This window comes from Armatimonadota bacterium (genome assembly GCA_022563855.1).
In the GTDB taxonomy this organism is placed as follows: domain Bacteria; phylum Armatimonadota; class Fimbriimonadia; order Fimbriimonadales; family Fimbriimonadaceae; genus JADFMN01.
This window is the reverse complement of the sequence record JADFMN010000005.1, coordinates 96608-110257: the sequence shown is the minus strand read 5'-3', so window position 1 is coordinate 110257 and position 13650 is coordinate 96608. Positions and strand designations below refer to the sequence as shown.

Genomic DNA, 13650 nt, shown 5'->3' with positions numbered 1-13650 from the left:
GAGAATAGCAGCGCGAAGCCTAGTTGGACGTCAGGCCCGGTAGGTCATATGTAGATGAAGCAGCGGCTCAGAAAACCGCCTACGCACTGTCGGCCAACTCTTCGAAAACCATGCTTCGGTTGCGGCCCGCGCGCTTGGCCGCGTACAGCGCCTTGTCAGCATGTGTAATCAGCTCCGTTGGCGACATCTTCCGCTTAAACTCTGCGATGCCGAAGCTCGCCGTGACGGTCCTGTTCTTCCAGCCGAATCCCTCGATCGCAGCGCGCAAGACTTCTGCCCGCTCGATGGCTATCTCGATCGAGGCGCCGGGCAGGATCGCCATGAACTCTTCCCCTCCGTACCGAGCGACGACGTCCTCTTCCCTCACGTTCTCCATGAGAATTTTGCCGATCAAGCGCAGCACTTCATCCCCCGCCTGATGCCCGTAGTCGTCGTTGAAGCTCTTGAAGTGATCGACGTCCAGCAGGATGATCGCTAATTTGCCCGTTCTCTTCTTCTTTGACTTCTGTATCTGATTTCGTAGGATTTCCTGCAGGGTTCTGTGATTGATGAGCCCCGTCAGTCCGTCGGTCGTCGCCAGCTCATGCAGGTGGACGTTCGCGGTCTCCAAGTCCTTCTGCTGTTCCTCTAACAGCTGGTTGTATTCGTTGATCTGCTCCATCGCCGCTTCGATCTGCTCCTGCTGACCGCGGATCATCTGCTCGGCCAGCTTGCGCTCGGTCACGTCGTTGGAGAAGATGCTCACGCCGGCGTCCGTGTGGTAAATCCTAAACTCAAACCAGACGTCGTCTTCGGCAAAATAGTAGTCGAATGTTGTTGCCTGCTGACTTTCGAGAACCTCACGAATTCTCGTCTCCAGTATCGTGCCCTCCAGCTCTGGCCTTACGTCGAAGAACCGCCTGCCGATCACCTCTTTCACTGGTCGGTCAAGCAGCTTGACCGCTGCTGCGTTGACGAACTGGTACCTCAAACCGCGATCCAGCGCAACGAACGCGTCCTTGATGCTTTCCAGAATGTTTCCAATGTTCCGGTTCGCCCTGGCCGCTGCCGCCTCGGCCATTTTCTGCTTTGAGATATCGACACATGCGATCAGAGCGCCAGTTGGCTCCGATTGCCTCGCACGGAGCGGGAAAACGCTCAAGAGCAGCTTCCGGTCGGCTCCGTACGCGTTCTTGACCGTCATCTCAATGTTATTGGTTGCTCCTCCGACGAACGCTTCCTTCACGAGCTTGCCAAGCATCACGTCGTTTTCGCTACCGAGGAATCGACCGTAGACCTGTTTTTGGACAATCTCCGCGGCAGCGACATTGAATAGTTCCGTCGCCGCCAAATTCCATTCGTAGATCGTCCCGTCTGCATCCACCGAGAAACAGGCGACCGGCATGCCTTCGAAGAGCTCGGCAAATCGCGACGAGGCCGTTGCCAGCATGCGGTTTGCCTCGTTCACATCTTCGACCTCTTTCACCACTTCGGCATGGCTGATCTTTAGCTGTTTGTTGTCGGTCTGCAACCTCCTGGACTGTTTCGCAAACTGCACGCGCGACTCCTCTAGCTTGCTGATCGTGTCGCCAATTCGGGTGGCAAGCGGGCCTGCGATCAACAGTGCCTCCACCAATAGCAGCACGACGACCAGCAACAGGAGAATTGCTTGGGTCAAACGCGTTCTGCTCATGCTCTTGCCGGCAAACTTCTCGATGTCTGAGATCGCCGATTCGACACCTGCCCGGTAAGCCCGATGCTCGCCTGCTACGCGATCGAGCGTCACACTCGTTCCGACTTGCGCCGGGATCATGCCCAGCAGAATCGAGCAGCGCATCTCGATTCGGTCTGAATCGACCTGCAACTCTGCGAGCCTCTGATGAAGGGCAGCCGGGACTCCCGCGGTCGCCGCCGCTTCAGCAATTCGCTCATGTGACTCGGCGAGGCGGTCGAACAGGCCGTTGGCGACTGCTAAGTCCTTCGGCTCCCCGGACTGGCTGGCCAGCGCTGTTTCCGTGACAAGACCATCGACGATTCGCAGGTGCTGCTCGATCGACGACAGCAATTGCATCGCAGATCGATGCTGATCCATGCTCCGCTGCAGCGCCGTGTGCCCAAACGCCACGATAAGCCCAACGACAACGAGGCCGATCAGGCATCCGTACCTTACGAGTTTTCTGATATCTCGCGCAGCGGACGTCAAGTTGGATAAACCCATCCTATAGGTTCAATCATCGGCTGTGAGAGGCCCGCATCTCATCGATGCCGAAACCTATCCACGCGAATCTGTCAGATTTGCTGGGCTCACAGGCACGGGCGACTAGCTGAATTGAACCTGTGGAGGTTATGCGGCGGGAACTGCGAATAGGCTGAAACCACTCAGGCCACCTCGCTCTAAGCGGGTGGCCTGATATCTGCGATAGCCCGAACCTAGCGCCGGGGTCTGAACCTGGCGTTGACGTCTTCGCCGTCTCTATCGCGGCGTCTTCCGCCCCTGCGGCGACCAGCGTGGCCAGGCGGACGTCATTCTCCGTGTCTCGATGCCATTTGGAGTTGCCGTACTAAAGATGTCGCTTGACAGCGGGGCGTCCGTCGCGACCACTGATATGTGCTCCGTCGTCCATCTAGTTCCAATTTCGGGAAACTCGGGAACTTCGATGTCCTCGCCGATGCTTTCCAGCACGTCTTGCAGGAACTTACTTACCCCTTCCGGCCCCATGTCTTTCAGCACCTGCATGACCGGCTCACTGTCGTATTTGAGTCTTTCGACGAGTCCGGTCGATACATTGATGTCTGCGACAACGTGGCCATATAGGTAGGCCCCGTAAAACTTGACGCTTTGCAGCGTGCGACCGTCGGCAAGCGTCACACGAGGACCGTACTCGATCTCCTGCCTGTCCAGAATGGCGAGTTGGTCAAGGTGGTCTGAACCGAGGAAGAACTTGTACAAAAGGCTTCCGCAAAAATGGGGGTGGTTCATCTGCATGCCGGGAGACGTTCCAATGTGGCTAGTGGCCCTGTACTCAAGGGCTTCAGCGTCCTCGCTGTCATATTCAAGAAGCGTCGTGCCGTCGCACACGGAAACTTGAGTGTAGCCACGATTGCTGGAAGTCACGGCGTACTTGTCCGGGCCCTCGATAAGGACAAGCCTAGTCCTGAGATCTCCTTTCCCCATGTCCCAAAGAACCATTGCCTGATAGGTCTTGAGCTTCGCGTGCTGATCCATGCTCCACTCGAGGAACTGCTTCGCGGTCATCTCCTCTCGACGATCCTGTTCTGCTAGGGCGGCAGGTGTGAGAAGCGCAATCACGCTTACGATAAGGACGCTAACGACCCTGGTTATCACTGTTCATTCTCCTTTAGTGCAAATCGATTGCACCGGCTCAATAATACAACAAGCTCTGGCGGAATGAACCGCCAGAGCATGAATTGTGCCTTATCTCGACCTTAGCGCCGAGGCCTGAACCTGGCGTTGACGTCTTCGCCGTCTCTCGGGCGACCTCGTCCACCGCGACCGTTGTCGCGTCCTCCACGTCCGCCGCCTCGTCCACCGCGGTCACCGCCGCGTCCGCCTCGTCCGCCGCGATCCGGCGGACCGCTGGTCTCGACCGGATTGTTCATCCGTTCGTGGTCGGGGTTCAGTCCGATCGCCGTGAGGTTTACGCGACCCATGTCGTCGATCTCAGCGACGCGCACGTTGATCTTGTCGCCCATTTGAACAGCGTCGTCGGGCCGACGAATCGGCTTGTCGGTGAGCTGGTCGGTCGGGACCATTCCGTCTCTGCCGCCGGGCATCTCCACCATCGCGCCGCGACCCATCAGTCGCGTGACCTGGCCGCTGAACTCCATGCCGACCTCGATGCTGGCCGTGCAGGCCTTGATCATGGTCAGCGCAACTTCCGCAGATTCGCTGTCCTCGGATGCGACTAGCACCGTGCCGTCTTGTTGGACGTCGATCTGGCAACCGCTCTCTTCGGTGATCTTGCGGATGTTCGCTCCGCCCGGACCGATGAGCGCACCGATCTTGTCGGGCGCGATCTTGTGCGTGTACACACGCGGCGCGGTCGGCGAAAGCTCGCTGCGCGGTCCTGGAATCTCCTCTTCCATGATGTCGAGGATCTTGAACCGTGCGTCCTTCGCCTGTGCGAGCGCGTCGATCAGCACCTGTTGCGGGAGATCAGCCAGCTTCGTGTCGAGCTGAAGCGCTGTGATTCCGTCGCGCGTGCCAGCGACCTTGAAGTCCATGTCGCCGGTGAAGTCTTCGACGCCCTGGATGTCGGTCAGTATCTGGAACTTCTTGCCATCGGACATGAGCCCCATGGCGATGCCCGCCACAGCCCCAGTGATCGGCACGCCCGCATCCATGAGAGCAAGCGACGATCCGCAGACGGACGCCATCGAGGACGAGCCGTTGGACTCCAGCACTTCGCTCATGAGCAGACAGGTGTACGGGAAGTCCTCCTGGCCGACCGGAACGACCGGCTCGAGCGCTCGCTCTGCGAGCGCGCCGTGTCCGACTTCGCGGCGGCCTGGCCCGCGCATCATCCTAACTTCGCCGACCGAGTAGGGCGGGAAGTTGTAGAAGTGCATGTACTTCTTCTCCGAGACGCTCTCGTCGATCGAGTCGATCATCTGTGCGTCTTTCGGCATTCCGAGCGTGAGCACCGTCATGACCTGCGTCTGGCCGCGGGTGAACATGCCGGAACCGTGAACGCGAGGGAGAATGCCGGCGACCGCTTCGATGTCGCGCAGCTCGTCGGGCTTTCGTCCGTCCGGTCGCTTGCCGTCTTCGATGATCGACTTGCGGATCACCTTCTTGACCGCGGCGTTGACCGACGCTTTCACTTGACTCAGCTTGTCCTCGTCGTCGGCGTACTTCTCTTCGTACTTCGCCTGCAGAGCTTCCTCGACGTCGTCCATCGCGCTCTCGCGCGTGGCTTTGTCGGGGCTGAAAAGACCGTCGGCGATCATCTCGTACTCGTTCTTTTCGATCTCCTCGATCAGATCCTCGTCCGGCTGAGCCAGCTCGATCTCGCGCCTGGGCTTGCCTGCTTTCTTGGCGAACTTCTCAAACTCGCCGCAGATCAGCTTGATCGCGTCGTGCCCGATTTTGAGCGCCTCGACGATCAGCTCTTCGCTGACCTCCTTTGCGCCAGCCTCGACCATGCTGATCGCGCCCTTGTGGCCGGCGACGATCAGGTCGAGCTTGGACTCTTTCAGCTCCTCGTTCGACGGGAACAGGACGAACTCGCCGTCGATGTGCCCTACTCGAACGCCCGCGATCGGGCCGTCGAACGGGAGGTCCGACACAGCCAGCGCAGCGCCTGCGGCGCAGATCGCCAGCACGTCGGGCGGCACGTCTTTGTCGACGGAAAACGCCATCGTGACGATCTGGAGATCGTGGCGCAGTCCTTTAGGGAAAAGTGGTCGGATCGGTCGGTCGATCAGCCGGCTCGTGAGGATCGCCTTCTCGGAAGGTCTGCCTCCGCGCTTGACGAATCCGCCAGGGATCTTGCCGATCGAGTATTTGCGCTCTTCAAAGTCGCAAACCAGTGGTAAAAAGTCGAGATCCCGCGGGTTCTTCGACATGGTCGCGGTGCCGAGCACGACGGTCTGGCCCATGCCCAAAAGCACTGAACCTCCCGCCTGCTTTGCGACCCGACCAGACTCGATGCTGAGGGTCTTGCCCCCAACTTCGAAAGTATGGGTGTGAATCATTTAGCCTCCTGCTATGTCTAGTGAAGCTTCACTTCACGGATGCCGAGTTTCTGGATCAGCTGCCGATACCTTACGACATCGGTCCTGCGAAGAAAACCTTCGAGCTTGCGTCGTTTTCCGACGAGCCTCAAAAGGCCCATCCTAGAATGGTTGTCCTTTTTGTGGGTGCGAAGGTGGTCTGTGATCTGCCCGATTCGGGCCTGGATGACAGCAATCTGAACGTCCGTCGAACCAGTGTCGCCCTTGGTCAGGGCGTTCTCTTCGATGATCGCAGATTTCTTAGCTTGATCTAGCGGCATTCTCGTCTGTGCGAAGCCTCCAATCAACCTGCGCGAGTGCGATAGCAGTCGAACAGGCGAAGCCGTGCGCTCTAGTTTGCCGCTCTACGCAATCTCCCTTGAGAGACTCCGTACAACGGCAAGTCAGCTCGCTCAGCCGATGTGAATGATACCCTCTCGCGAACTGACGGTCAAGGACCTCGCGGGTGTAGGGTAGTGTCCTGATCTGGACACAATTACTCTTCTACACCGCGTTCTGCGTTCAAATCAAGGCGGCATCGATGCTCCTGGGCGAGCAGAGGAACGTCCGCGTGCAAGAGTGATAGTGCTTGTCGGGCGACGTCTCAAGTGGAGCGAGTTGGTTGGTTTAAATGAAGCGGAGTGAGCTGATACGCCACCTGGAAGACAACGGGTGCTCGTTTTACAAAGAGGGCGGCAAGCACTCGATTTATAAGAAAGGCAAGAAGACTGTCCCTCGGCGCCGAAAGATAGATCGCTTCCTGGCAGAGAAAATCTGCAAGCAACTCGGGGTACCGAAGCCGACCTCTCGCTAGGGGGCGAACCGAAACTCCTGGGATTCTACATAGGAGTGCGACTTGCGCTTGCTTAGCGCGAGTTCACGTCGAGCGATCATCAGTTCGCTCATCGCGTCCAAAACCATCTCGCGGGCCTGCTTCTTAGTTCTGCCCTGAGAGAACGCGCCGGGCACCTCTGGAATCGAGGCGACCCACCAGCCGTCTTGGCCCTTCTCGATGATGATCGTGAACCTCTGAGTCATAACGCTACTAGTAGTATACGGTCAACACACCTAGTGCGATAGCCAAAAAGACAAAAGCGCGCTAGGTGAAGAACTCACGGTCAAGTACCCTGCGGGTGTTGTGCCGGGCCGGAGTGTCGTAGAATTATGGTGATGGGCGTACCGAATGGAAAGTGGAACCGTTGGATGATCGTGGCATATTTGGTGCTGGTCGCAGCGTTCCTCTTGTCGATCCCCACGGTCTATGAGGAGAACTACTACGTCTGTGCGAACACGCTCTCTCGCAGAGGCCATACGGAGTGGCCGTTCGGGCGTGAAACGTCGCAGTGGCAGACCGCTTCGCCGCTCGAAGAGTATTTGCCTGCCCACGCCTCCGACCGAATCGTCCACGATTGGAAGTTCAGCAGTGCAGCGGGAAAGAACCTATACGGGCAAACGACCGTGTTTTACGACGGGGCTGGGACAATCGGCGACCTGATAGCTTGGGACCACTTGGAGGCTTGGATTTCCGCGAGCAGCAAGGAAGAAGTGCTCGGTTTCTATGAGTTGCTGAAGGCCGGAGACCGTGAGCGGATACGGGAGAAGATCGCAGAGGTCAGCGCGTCCTGGCTCCAGAGTAAAACTGAGTCGAGACCAAATTAGGACAGCACCGTGGGTGTAGAATCCGCAACATGGACGTTGCTGTGGTCGGCGCTGGCAGTTGGGGGACCGCCCTTGCGCTCGTCCTCGCCCGCAACGGCCACGAAGTCGGGCTGTATGGGCGCGAATCGGAAACTCTGACTGCGCTCAAGTCCTGCCGCGAGAACCTGCGGTACCTGCCCGGTTTCGTGCTCCCAGACAACTGTGAGATCCATGAGCTGACGGAAGACGCCGTGCCTGCTCCGATCGCCGTTCTTGCCGTACCAACGACCGCGGTCGAAGAGGTGCTGCCAGCCGTGAAGGGGTCGGAGATCGTTTGCATCGCCAGCAAGGGGCTCGTCCAGGCGACGTCGAACCTGCTGAGCCAACTTGTTGGCTCCGTGCTGCCAGATGCACGGCTGGTCGCCCTCAGCGGCCCGAACCTCGCCCGCGAACTGGCGCAGGGGATTCCGACGGCTGCTGTGGCGGCAAGCAGCGATGCGGAGGCGGCCGAAGCGGTCCGGAACCGCTTCATGTCGAGGAACTACCGCGTATACCTATCGGACGATATCACCGGAGTCGAGCTCGCCGGAGCGATGAAGAACGTGATGGCGATCGCCGCAGGAATGTCCGACGGCCTGGGATTTGGGAACAACACCAAGGGGGCCTTGCTCGCGAGAGGGCTGAACGAGATGGCGCGGCTGGGCGAGGCGATCGGCGCAAGGCGAGAGACGTTCATGGGGCTCGCCGGGGTCGGAGACCTGTTCGCAACCGCCGCAAGCGACTTGAGCAGGAACAACAGAGTCGGCTACGGTCTCGGAAAAGGCCGCGCACTGAGCGCCGTGCTCGACGAGATTGGGCAAGTCGCCGAGGGCGTACAGACTTCGCAGATCGCGGTCGGAATGGCGAGGTCGCTGCAGGTCGATGCGCCGATCACGCAGGTGGTCGATGCGGTCGTGCGCGGACAAATGGCTGCGCGCGACGCCGTGGTTGCGCTGATGGAGCGAGCGCCGACCAAGGAGACGATTACTTGAGCGCAACGCCGGTCGTGATCGGTCTGGGGGCGAACCTCGGGGATCGGAGAGCCAACATCGGTCGCGCGATCGAGCTGCTCGCCGGAAGCCTCGTCATCGAACGCGTCAGCGGTCTGTACGAGACCGCGCCCATGTACATTTCCGATCAGCCGCCGTTCTTGAACGCAGTGTTATCGGCGCGGTGCGAGATCGGGCCGCTGGAGCTAGTCCGTACGCTCAAGCAGATCGAGCAGCGCGTCGGCCGCATGGAGCGGATCAGAAACGGTCCGCGCGAGATCGACCTCGATCTGCTGCTCTACGGTTCGCTCGTGCTGGCCTCGCAGACGGACGCTCCGGTCGTCGTACCGCACCCGCGTCTGGGCGAAAGGCGGTTCGTGCTGGAGCCGCTCATGGAGGTCGATCCGTACGCAGTCATCCCGCAGAACGGTGCCGTCGCAACCCTCTTGCAGAAGCAGGACGTACAAGCACAGACGGTGAGGAGAGTTTCGGATGCCCCAATACCGATACCGTGCGCTCGATAAGACCGGCCGCGAGGTCGAGGGATCGATCGACGCGGGCGACGCAAACGCGGCTGTGCAACGACTCAGTTCTCAAGGTCTGCAGATCAAATCGATCGAGGAGGGCGTGCAAGTCGTCCAGCGCCCGAAGCCGCCCCAGCAGCCTCCCGTCCAGCTACCACCGGACGACCCGATCCTCAAGCAGCCGCAGCAGCGGGTCCATATCCAACAACCGATAGACCCCGCCGCGACGGTCCAGTTGCGACAGCGCCGGACAAAGCCATCAACTGACTCAGACCTGTACTTCGTCTTCGCGCAGCTCTCGAACTTGCTCAACTCGGGCATATCGCCGGCGGAGTCGGCAGCAATGCTCTCTCAGCGGAATCAAGATGCGAAGTTCGTCGGCCCACTGCGGCACATTGCGTCCATGACGGCCGAGGGAACGGCACTCAGCACGGCAATGGCCCACTACCCCGACCTCTTCCCTGCCGGAATCGTCGGCGGTGTGCGCGCAGGCGAGAAGGGCGGTTACCTGCCGGAGGCGTGCGAGGTGATCAGCAAACAGCGAGACGAGGCGAAAAAGCTGAAGACTCTGTTCAAGTGGCCGCTCATGATAGGGGCCGCGTCTGTTTTTTGTCTAGGGCTGGTGGTCGCAGCCGGCAAGGGGATCAGCAGCGGAATCGATAGCTTCGACACCGATCCAAGCGGGTCGGGCAGTGCGGTATGGGAGGGGATGTTGCGCGCGATCTTCGGCCCGGTCGGCATCGTGCTGGCTGTGCTGGTAGCAGGATATTTCATTTTCCGTGCGCGCTGGATGCAGTATGAGAACACGCTGAAGCGGCACGACGTGGGGATCAAGGTTCCGCTTTTTGGGCTCCGCGCGAAGAACGAATGCCTGGCGATTTTCTCGTGGAACCTGGGCAGGCTCGCCAAAGCTGGTCTCAGCCCGTTTGCGTCCTGGCAGGTGGCGGCGGATGCCGTGCCAAACGTCGCGTACGCCGATGACCTGCGCAAGGCTGGGCAAGGGATGTCCGAGAATACGAAGTTCTCCGAGCTGTTCTATCAGTCAAGTCTTTTTCCGCACGAGGTCGCGGCGACAATTGAAACTGGCGAGATGACCGGCAGCATCGAGACCGCGCTCGAACAGGCTATGCAAGTCGCGCGCGACAGGCAGATAGAATCCGACCGACTGCTGAAGTTCAAGTCCGGATGCTGGATCGCGCTGCTGATGTTTGCCGGTCCTGCGCTGGGCATCGCGATCTTTTATCACTACTACTTTAGCAGTCTCTTCCGAATTCTGGACTAGTAGGCCGTATATTAGTTAGCAGAGGAATAAGTTGCCGATCTATCAGTACAGCGGAATCAACGCCCAGGGGCAAATTGAGAACGGGATGATGCCTGCGCGTTCGGAAGACGCCGTTCGCAAGCGCCTACAGTCGAAGGGCATCAAGATCAGGGAGCTGACTTTGGCGCAGAGCGGAGGCGATCCTCTCACAGAAGGCTCGATCGGCCAGGTATTCAGCCGCTCCAGTGAGAAGTCGTCGCAAGAAAGCGCGTCCGCCGATCGCGCCGGGGTGCCGCTCCACCACCTCCAGTTCTTCTTCCGCCAAATGTCGAGCATGCTGAGCGCGGGCATCGCTCCATCGCAAATGCTCGCGACCCTCTCCGGGCAGACGCAGAACGACAAGCTGCGATCGGTGCTGCTGGAAACGAAGACCGCGGTCGATGCAGGCCAGCAAATCAGCTCTGTGTTCGAGATACATCCTGAAGTCTTCAGCCCGCTGATGATCAGCATGGTTCACGCCGGAGAAGAAGGCGGATTCCTGGCGGAGCAGTGCGGGAGGCTGAGCGAATACATACAGCGCGAGATCGAACTCCGAAACATGATCCGTCGCGAGACGCTGTATCCCAAGATCGTCGTCGTCAGCTCAATCTTCATAATCCTGGCTGCAAATTGGATCATCTCTGCCGTCGGGCAGACCGGCGCGCAGAAGCTCTGGTCCCCGCTCACGCAGCTCTCAACCTGGATCATCATCGCCCCGATCCTCGTGGGCCTGTACATCTATTTCCAAGTCATCAAGAAGAACGATCGGGCCAAGCGCCAATGGGATTCGGCTGTACTCAAAGTTCCGTACATCGGCAACATCAGTCACGGATTTGCGATGGCGAAGTTCGGACGCTCGTTCGCAGCGCTCTACGGCAGCGGCGTGCCAATGCCGAAAGCGTTGCAGCTATCGGCTGATGCATGCGGGAACGAACACCTTCGCGCACAGATCCATCCCGCAGCGCGGGACCTGGAATCGGGAACCGGGCTTACCGATTCGCTCGCGATGACAGGCGCGTTTTCGCCGATCGTTCTTGACATGACGCGCACGGGAGAGACGACCGGCAACGTCGACGATATGCTGAACAAGATGGCCGAGTTCTATGAAGAGGAGGGTGCGATGAAAGCCCGCCAAGCGGCAGTCGTCATTGGCGTCCTCGCATTCATCATCGTCGCCGTTTACATCTCCTACGTGGTCATCAAGTTCTACACCGGGTACGCCAGCCAGTTCTAGAGTTACCGACCGATGCCTGACCATTACGAAACGCTCGGTGTCTCGCAGAACGCGACCGCCGACGAGATACGGTCTGCGTTCCGCGGGATAGCGCGACAGCACCACCCGGACGTCTCCGACTCTCCGGCTTCAGCTGAGCGGTTCTTGGAGGCGAAGGACGCGTACGACGTATTGAGCGATCCCGACCGCAAACGGAACTACGACATCGCGCAGGGGCACAGGCGCGAGCAGGAGGCAAGACAGAGAAGACAGCGCGCACACCGAGCCAGCGACGCCAGTTCGCGAATGCGACAAGCGCAAGCTCACCGAACAAGGAGCGCCGAGGCTCTGCACCTCAGCATGCTGCTCAATCAGCACAAGTTCAATCAAGCCGAATCGCTGGCGCGGCAGATGTTGCGCGACGATCCGAAGGCTCCGCTTCCCTACGCAGTGCTAGCAGATATCTTCCGCGCTCGCGGAGACTTGCAAAGAGCGGAGCAGCACTACGCATACGCCGCGCAGTACGCCCCGACGAACAGAGCGTATCGACAAAAGCACATCGAGATGACCGAGGCGCTGGCGCTCAGAACCAAGCAGAGCACGGGCGCCCCCAAGGGTCCGATGGCGCTCGGCGTTGCGGCGTTCGTCACGCTTGTGTCGTGCCTCTACGTCGTACTCTCGGGGGCGACTCCTGCGTTCCCGGCCTTCGCGCCGATCTCACTGTGGCCGCTCAGCTTAATGGTGATGCTGTTCGTCTCCGGCATCGCGATCGGGGCGTCCCTGTCGTCTGGGGGATTCCTCGACGTGTTCGACGCCAACAGGGGCTCCGCAGTCATGCGCGTTCCACCTGCGATCGCTCTGGGCATGATAGCGCTGCTCAACTACTGGATCGCCGTGGTGTTCTATCTTTTTGTCGGGGTAACACAGTCGGTGTTCAACCCATCGATGACGCGCCTGCTGGCTGCGACCGGCGCTGCGCTGGCGTTCTTCGTCGTTGCGATTTGGATCGTCAACGCAGAGGCGGTCAGGCAGACGGCGCTGTGGGGAGGGAACGTTCTTTACCTTGGATCAGCCGTCGGCTGGTTCGTCGCCGATAGCCTGAAGCAAGCAAACTGATAATTTCACCAGGCAACAATCGTGAGATTCGGCAGTACCATGACATCATGAGTTCTCGCGCCTGGTTGGTCTTGGCTGCTGCGACCCCCTTAATCCTGAGCGGATGCGGAGGTCTCGGCTTTGGCAGCGCCGTGCCCGTGTCGTATACGGTAGTCGAAGTCACGGTTGCCGGCAGCCCGTACGTCTCACCCGCCGGGATGTCGTCCAACGGCCGCGTTGTCGGCGTATACCGAATCAACGCTTCGAGCGCGGACACCGCGTTCGTCTGGACTGTAGCCGGCGGACTGGTCGACCTCGGCACGCTAGGCGGACCGACGAGCGAAGCGCTCTCGGTCAACTCCGTCGGGGACGTCGTAGGCCAGTCATCGAACGGCACATCCGATCGCGGGTTCGTGTTTACCGGCGGCTCGATGACCGACACGGGCGGACTTGCGGCGGGGAACAACTCGCGCGCGTCAGCGATCGGCGATGAAGGCACGATCGCCGGCAGCGCCGTCAACACGTTCGGCGAAGAGGTGCCGGTCGTGTTCGATCCTTCCGGATTTGTGATTGTGCTCGCGCGCCTTGGCGGCTCCGATGGACGGGTCACTGCCGTTTCGGACAGTGGCGTGATGGTCGGCTGGTCAGAGACCGCTGGCGGACAAACTCGCGCGGCGCGGTGGACGCAGGGAGTCGTGGTCGATCTCGGCTCGCTGGCGAACAGCGACAGCGTTGCACGAGCTGTGAACAGCATCGGCCAAGTCGCTGGCGAGAGCGTTGACGGCGTCGGGCAAACGCGAGCGTTTCTGTTTCACATCGGCCAAATGAAAGCCCTCGCGCTTCCGGTCGGCGCTACGGGGAACAGCGCTTACGGACTGAGCGATTCGGGAGTCGTCGTCGGGTCGGCAGTTCTCGGCGGTACGGAGACGGCTTACGCGTGGTACCCCGGCAATCAAGTGGTCGATCTCAACGCTCTGTCCGTACTGCCGGCTGGCTTCACTTTGACGCGCGCAGTCGGAATCGACGACGACGCGAGAATCGTGGCGATCGGGTTTAACGCTGGCACCGGCGAGACAAGAGGATTCCTCCTGACCCCTGTGTTCTGATCGCGCATCGGACCGTGCTCGACTCCGTCCT

13 protein-coding genes are annotated in these 13650 nt (G+C 59.9%); 8 read left to right on the top strand and 5 right to left on the bottom strand.

The window, feature by feature from the left end:
- Positions 1 to 79: 79 nt before the first annotated feature.
- The 4 genes from IH944_08105 to rpsO form a co-directional block, all read right to left on the bottom strand.
- Positions 80 to 2197: a diguanylate cyclase gene (locus IH944_08105; GenBank protein MCH7904515.1), complete on the bottom strand. Its 2118-nt coding sequence runs from the start codon at positions 2195 to 2197 to the stop codon at positions 80 to 82.
- A gap of 255 nt (positions 2198 to 2452) precedes the next feature.
- On the bottom strand, positions 2453 to 3325 hold the full coding sequence (locus tag IH944_08100; protein MCH7904514.1) for a hypothetical protein: 873 nt from the start codon (positions 3323 to 3325) through the stop codon (positions 2453 to 2455).
- Positions 3326 to 3426: 101 nt separating this feature from the next.
- Positions 3427 to 5694, bottom strand: a complete 2268-nt coding sequence (locus tag IH944_08095; GenBank protein MCH7904513.1) for a polyribonucleotide nucleotidyltransferase — start codon at positions 5692 to 5694, stop codon at positions 3427 to 3429.
- Between the two features lie 20 nt (positions 5695 to 5714).
- Complete coding sequence (gene rpsO, locus IH944_08090) at positions 5715 to 5996, bottom strand: 30S ribosomal protein S15 (GenBank protein MCH7904512.1); 282 nt, start codon at positions 5994 to 5996, stop codon at positions 5715 to 5717.
- A 350-nt stretch (positions 5997 to 6346) separates the two neighbouring features.
- On the opposite strand from rpsO, the gene IH944_08085 reads away from it, so the two are divergent.
- Entirely contained in the window at positions 6347 to 6529 is a 183-nt protein-coding gene (locus IH944_08085) for a type II toxin-antitoxin system HicA family toxin (GenBank protein ID MCH7904511.1), read from the top strand.
- Here IH944_08085 and IH944_08080 read toward each other — a convergent pair.
- Entirely contained in the window at positions 6526 to 6753 is a 228-nt protein-coding gene (locus tag IH944_08080) for a type II toxin-antitoxin system HicB family antitoxin (GenBank protein ID MCH7904510.1), read from the bottom strand. The two genes, IH944_08085 and IH944_08080, sit on opposite strands and share 4 nt — an antisense overlap.
- Before the next feature lie 132 nt (positions 6754 to 6885).
- Between IH944_08080 and IH944_08075 the strand changes: the two genes are divergently transcribed.
- The 7 genes from IH944_08075 to IH944_08045 are packed head-to-tail and all read left to right on the top strand — an operon-like array spanning position 6886 to position 13619.
- Positions 6886 to 7374: a hypothetical protein gene (locus tag IH944_08075; protein ID MCH7904509.1), complete on the top strand. Its 489-nt coding sequence runs from the start codon at positions 6886 to 6888 to the stop codon at positions 7372 to 7374.
- Positions 7375 to 7403: 29 nt separating this feature from the next.
- Complete coding sequence (locus IH944_08070) at positions 7404 to 8384, top strand: NAD(P)-dependent glycerol-3-phosphate dehydrogenase (GenBank protein ID MCH7904508.1); 981 nt, start codon at positions 7404 to 7406, stop codon at positions 8382 to 8384.
- Entirely contained in the window at positions 8381 to 8905 is a 525-nt protein-coding gene (gene folK / locus IH944_08065; GenBank protein MCH7904507.1) for a 2-amino-4-hydroxy-6-hydroxymethyldihydropteridine diphosphokinase, read from the top strand. The genes IH944_08070 and folK overlap by 4 nt, the downstream gene beginning before the upstream one ends.
- Positions 8874 to 10187 carry a type II secretion system F family protein gene (locus tag IH944_08060; GenBank protein MCH7904506.1) on the top strand — a complete coding sequence of 438 codons (1314 nt, stop codon included), beginning with the start codon at positions 8874 to 8876 and terminating at the stop codon, positions 10185 to 10187. Before folK ends, IH944_08060 begins: the two co-directional genes overlap by 32 nt.
- Positions 10188 to 10218: 31 nt before the next feature.
- Positions 10219 to 11439: a type II secretion system F family protein gene (locus tag IH944_08055; GenBank protein MCH7904505.1), complete on the top strand. Its 1221-nt coding sequence runs from the start codon at positions 10219 to 10221 to the stop codon at positions 11437 to 11439.
- A 12-nt stretch (positions 11440 to 11451) separates the two neighbouring features.
- The gene (locus IH944_08050; protein ID MCH7904504.1) at positions 11452 to 12534 is read left to right on the top strand and encodes a DnaJ domain-containing protein; all 1083 of its coding nucleotides are present in this window, start codon (positions 11452 to 11454) and stop codon (positions 12532 to 12534) included.
- Positions 12535 to 12581: 47 nt separating this feature from the next.
- Entirely contained in the window at positions 12582 to 13619 is a 1038-nt protein-coding gene (locus IH944_08045; GenBank protein ID MCH7904503.1) for a hypothetical protein, read from the top strand.
- The last annotated feature ends 31 nt before the right edge of the window (positions 13620 to 13650 follow it).

Excerpts from the sequence above, each read along its gene's own strand:
- IH944_08105 (MCH7904515.1), bottom strand. The coding sequence starts at position 2,197 with ATGGGTTTATCCAACTTGACGTCCGCTGCGCGAGATATCAGAAAACTC.
- rpsO (MCH7904512.1), bottom strand. The coding sequence starts at position 5,996 with ATGCCGCTAGATCAAGCTAAGAAATCTGCGATCATCGAAGAGAACGCC.
- IH944_08085 (MCH7904511.1), top strand. The coding sequence starts at position 6,347 with ATGAAGCGGAGTGAGCTGATACGCCACCTGGAAGACAACGGGTGCTCG.
- IH944_08080 (MCH7904510.1), bottom strand. The coding sequence starts at position 6,753 with ATGACTCAGAGGTTCACGATCATCATCGAGAAGGGCCAAGACGGCTGG.
- IH944_08075 (MCH7904509.1), top strand. The coding sequence starts at position 6,886 with ATGGGCGTACCGAATGGAAAGTGGAACCGTTGGATGATCGTGGCATAT.
- IH944_08070 (MCH7904508.1), top strand. The coding sequence starts at position 7,404 with ATGGACGTTGCTGTGGTCGGCGCTGGCAGTTGGGGGACCGCCCTTGCG.
- IH944_08060 (MCH7904506.1), top strand. The coding sequence starts at position 8,874 with ATGCCCCAATACCGATACCGTGCGCTCGATAAGACCGGCCGCGAGGTC.
- IH944_08050 (MCH7904504.1), top strand. The coding sequence starts at position 11,452 with ATGCCTGACCATTACGAAACGCTCGGTGTCTCGCAGAACGCGACCGCC.
- IH944_08045 (MCH7904503.1), top strand. The coding sequence starts at position 12,582 with ATGAGTTCTCGCGCCTGGTTGGTCTTGGCTGCTGCGACCCCCTTAATC.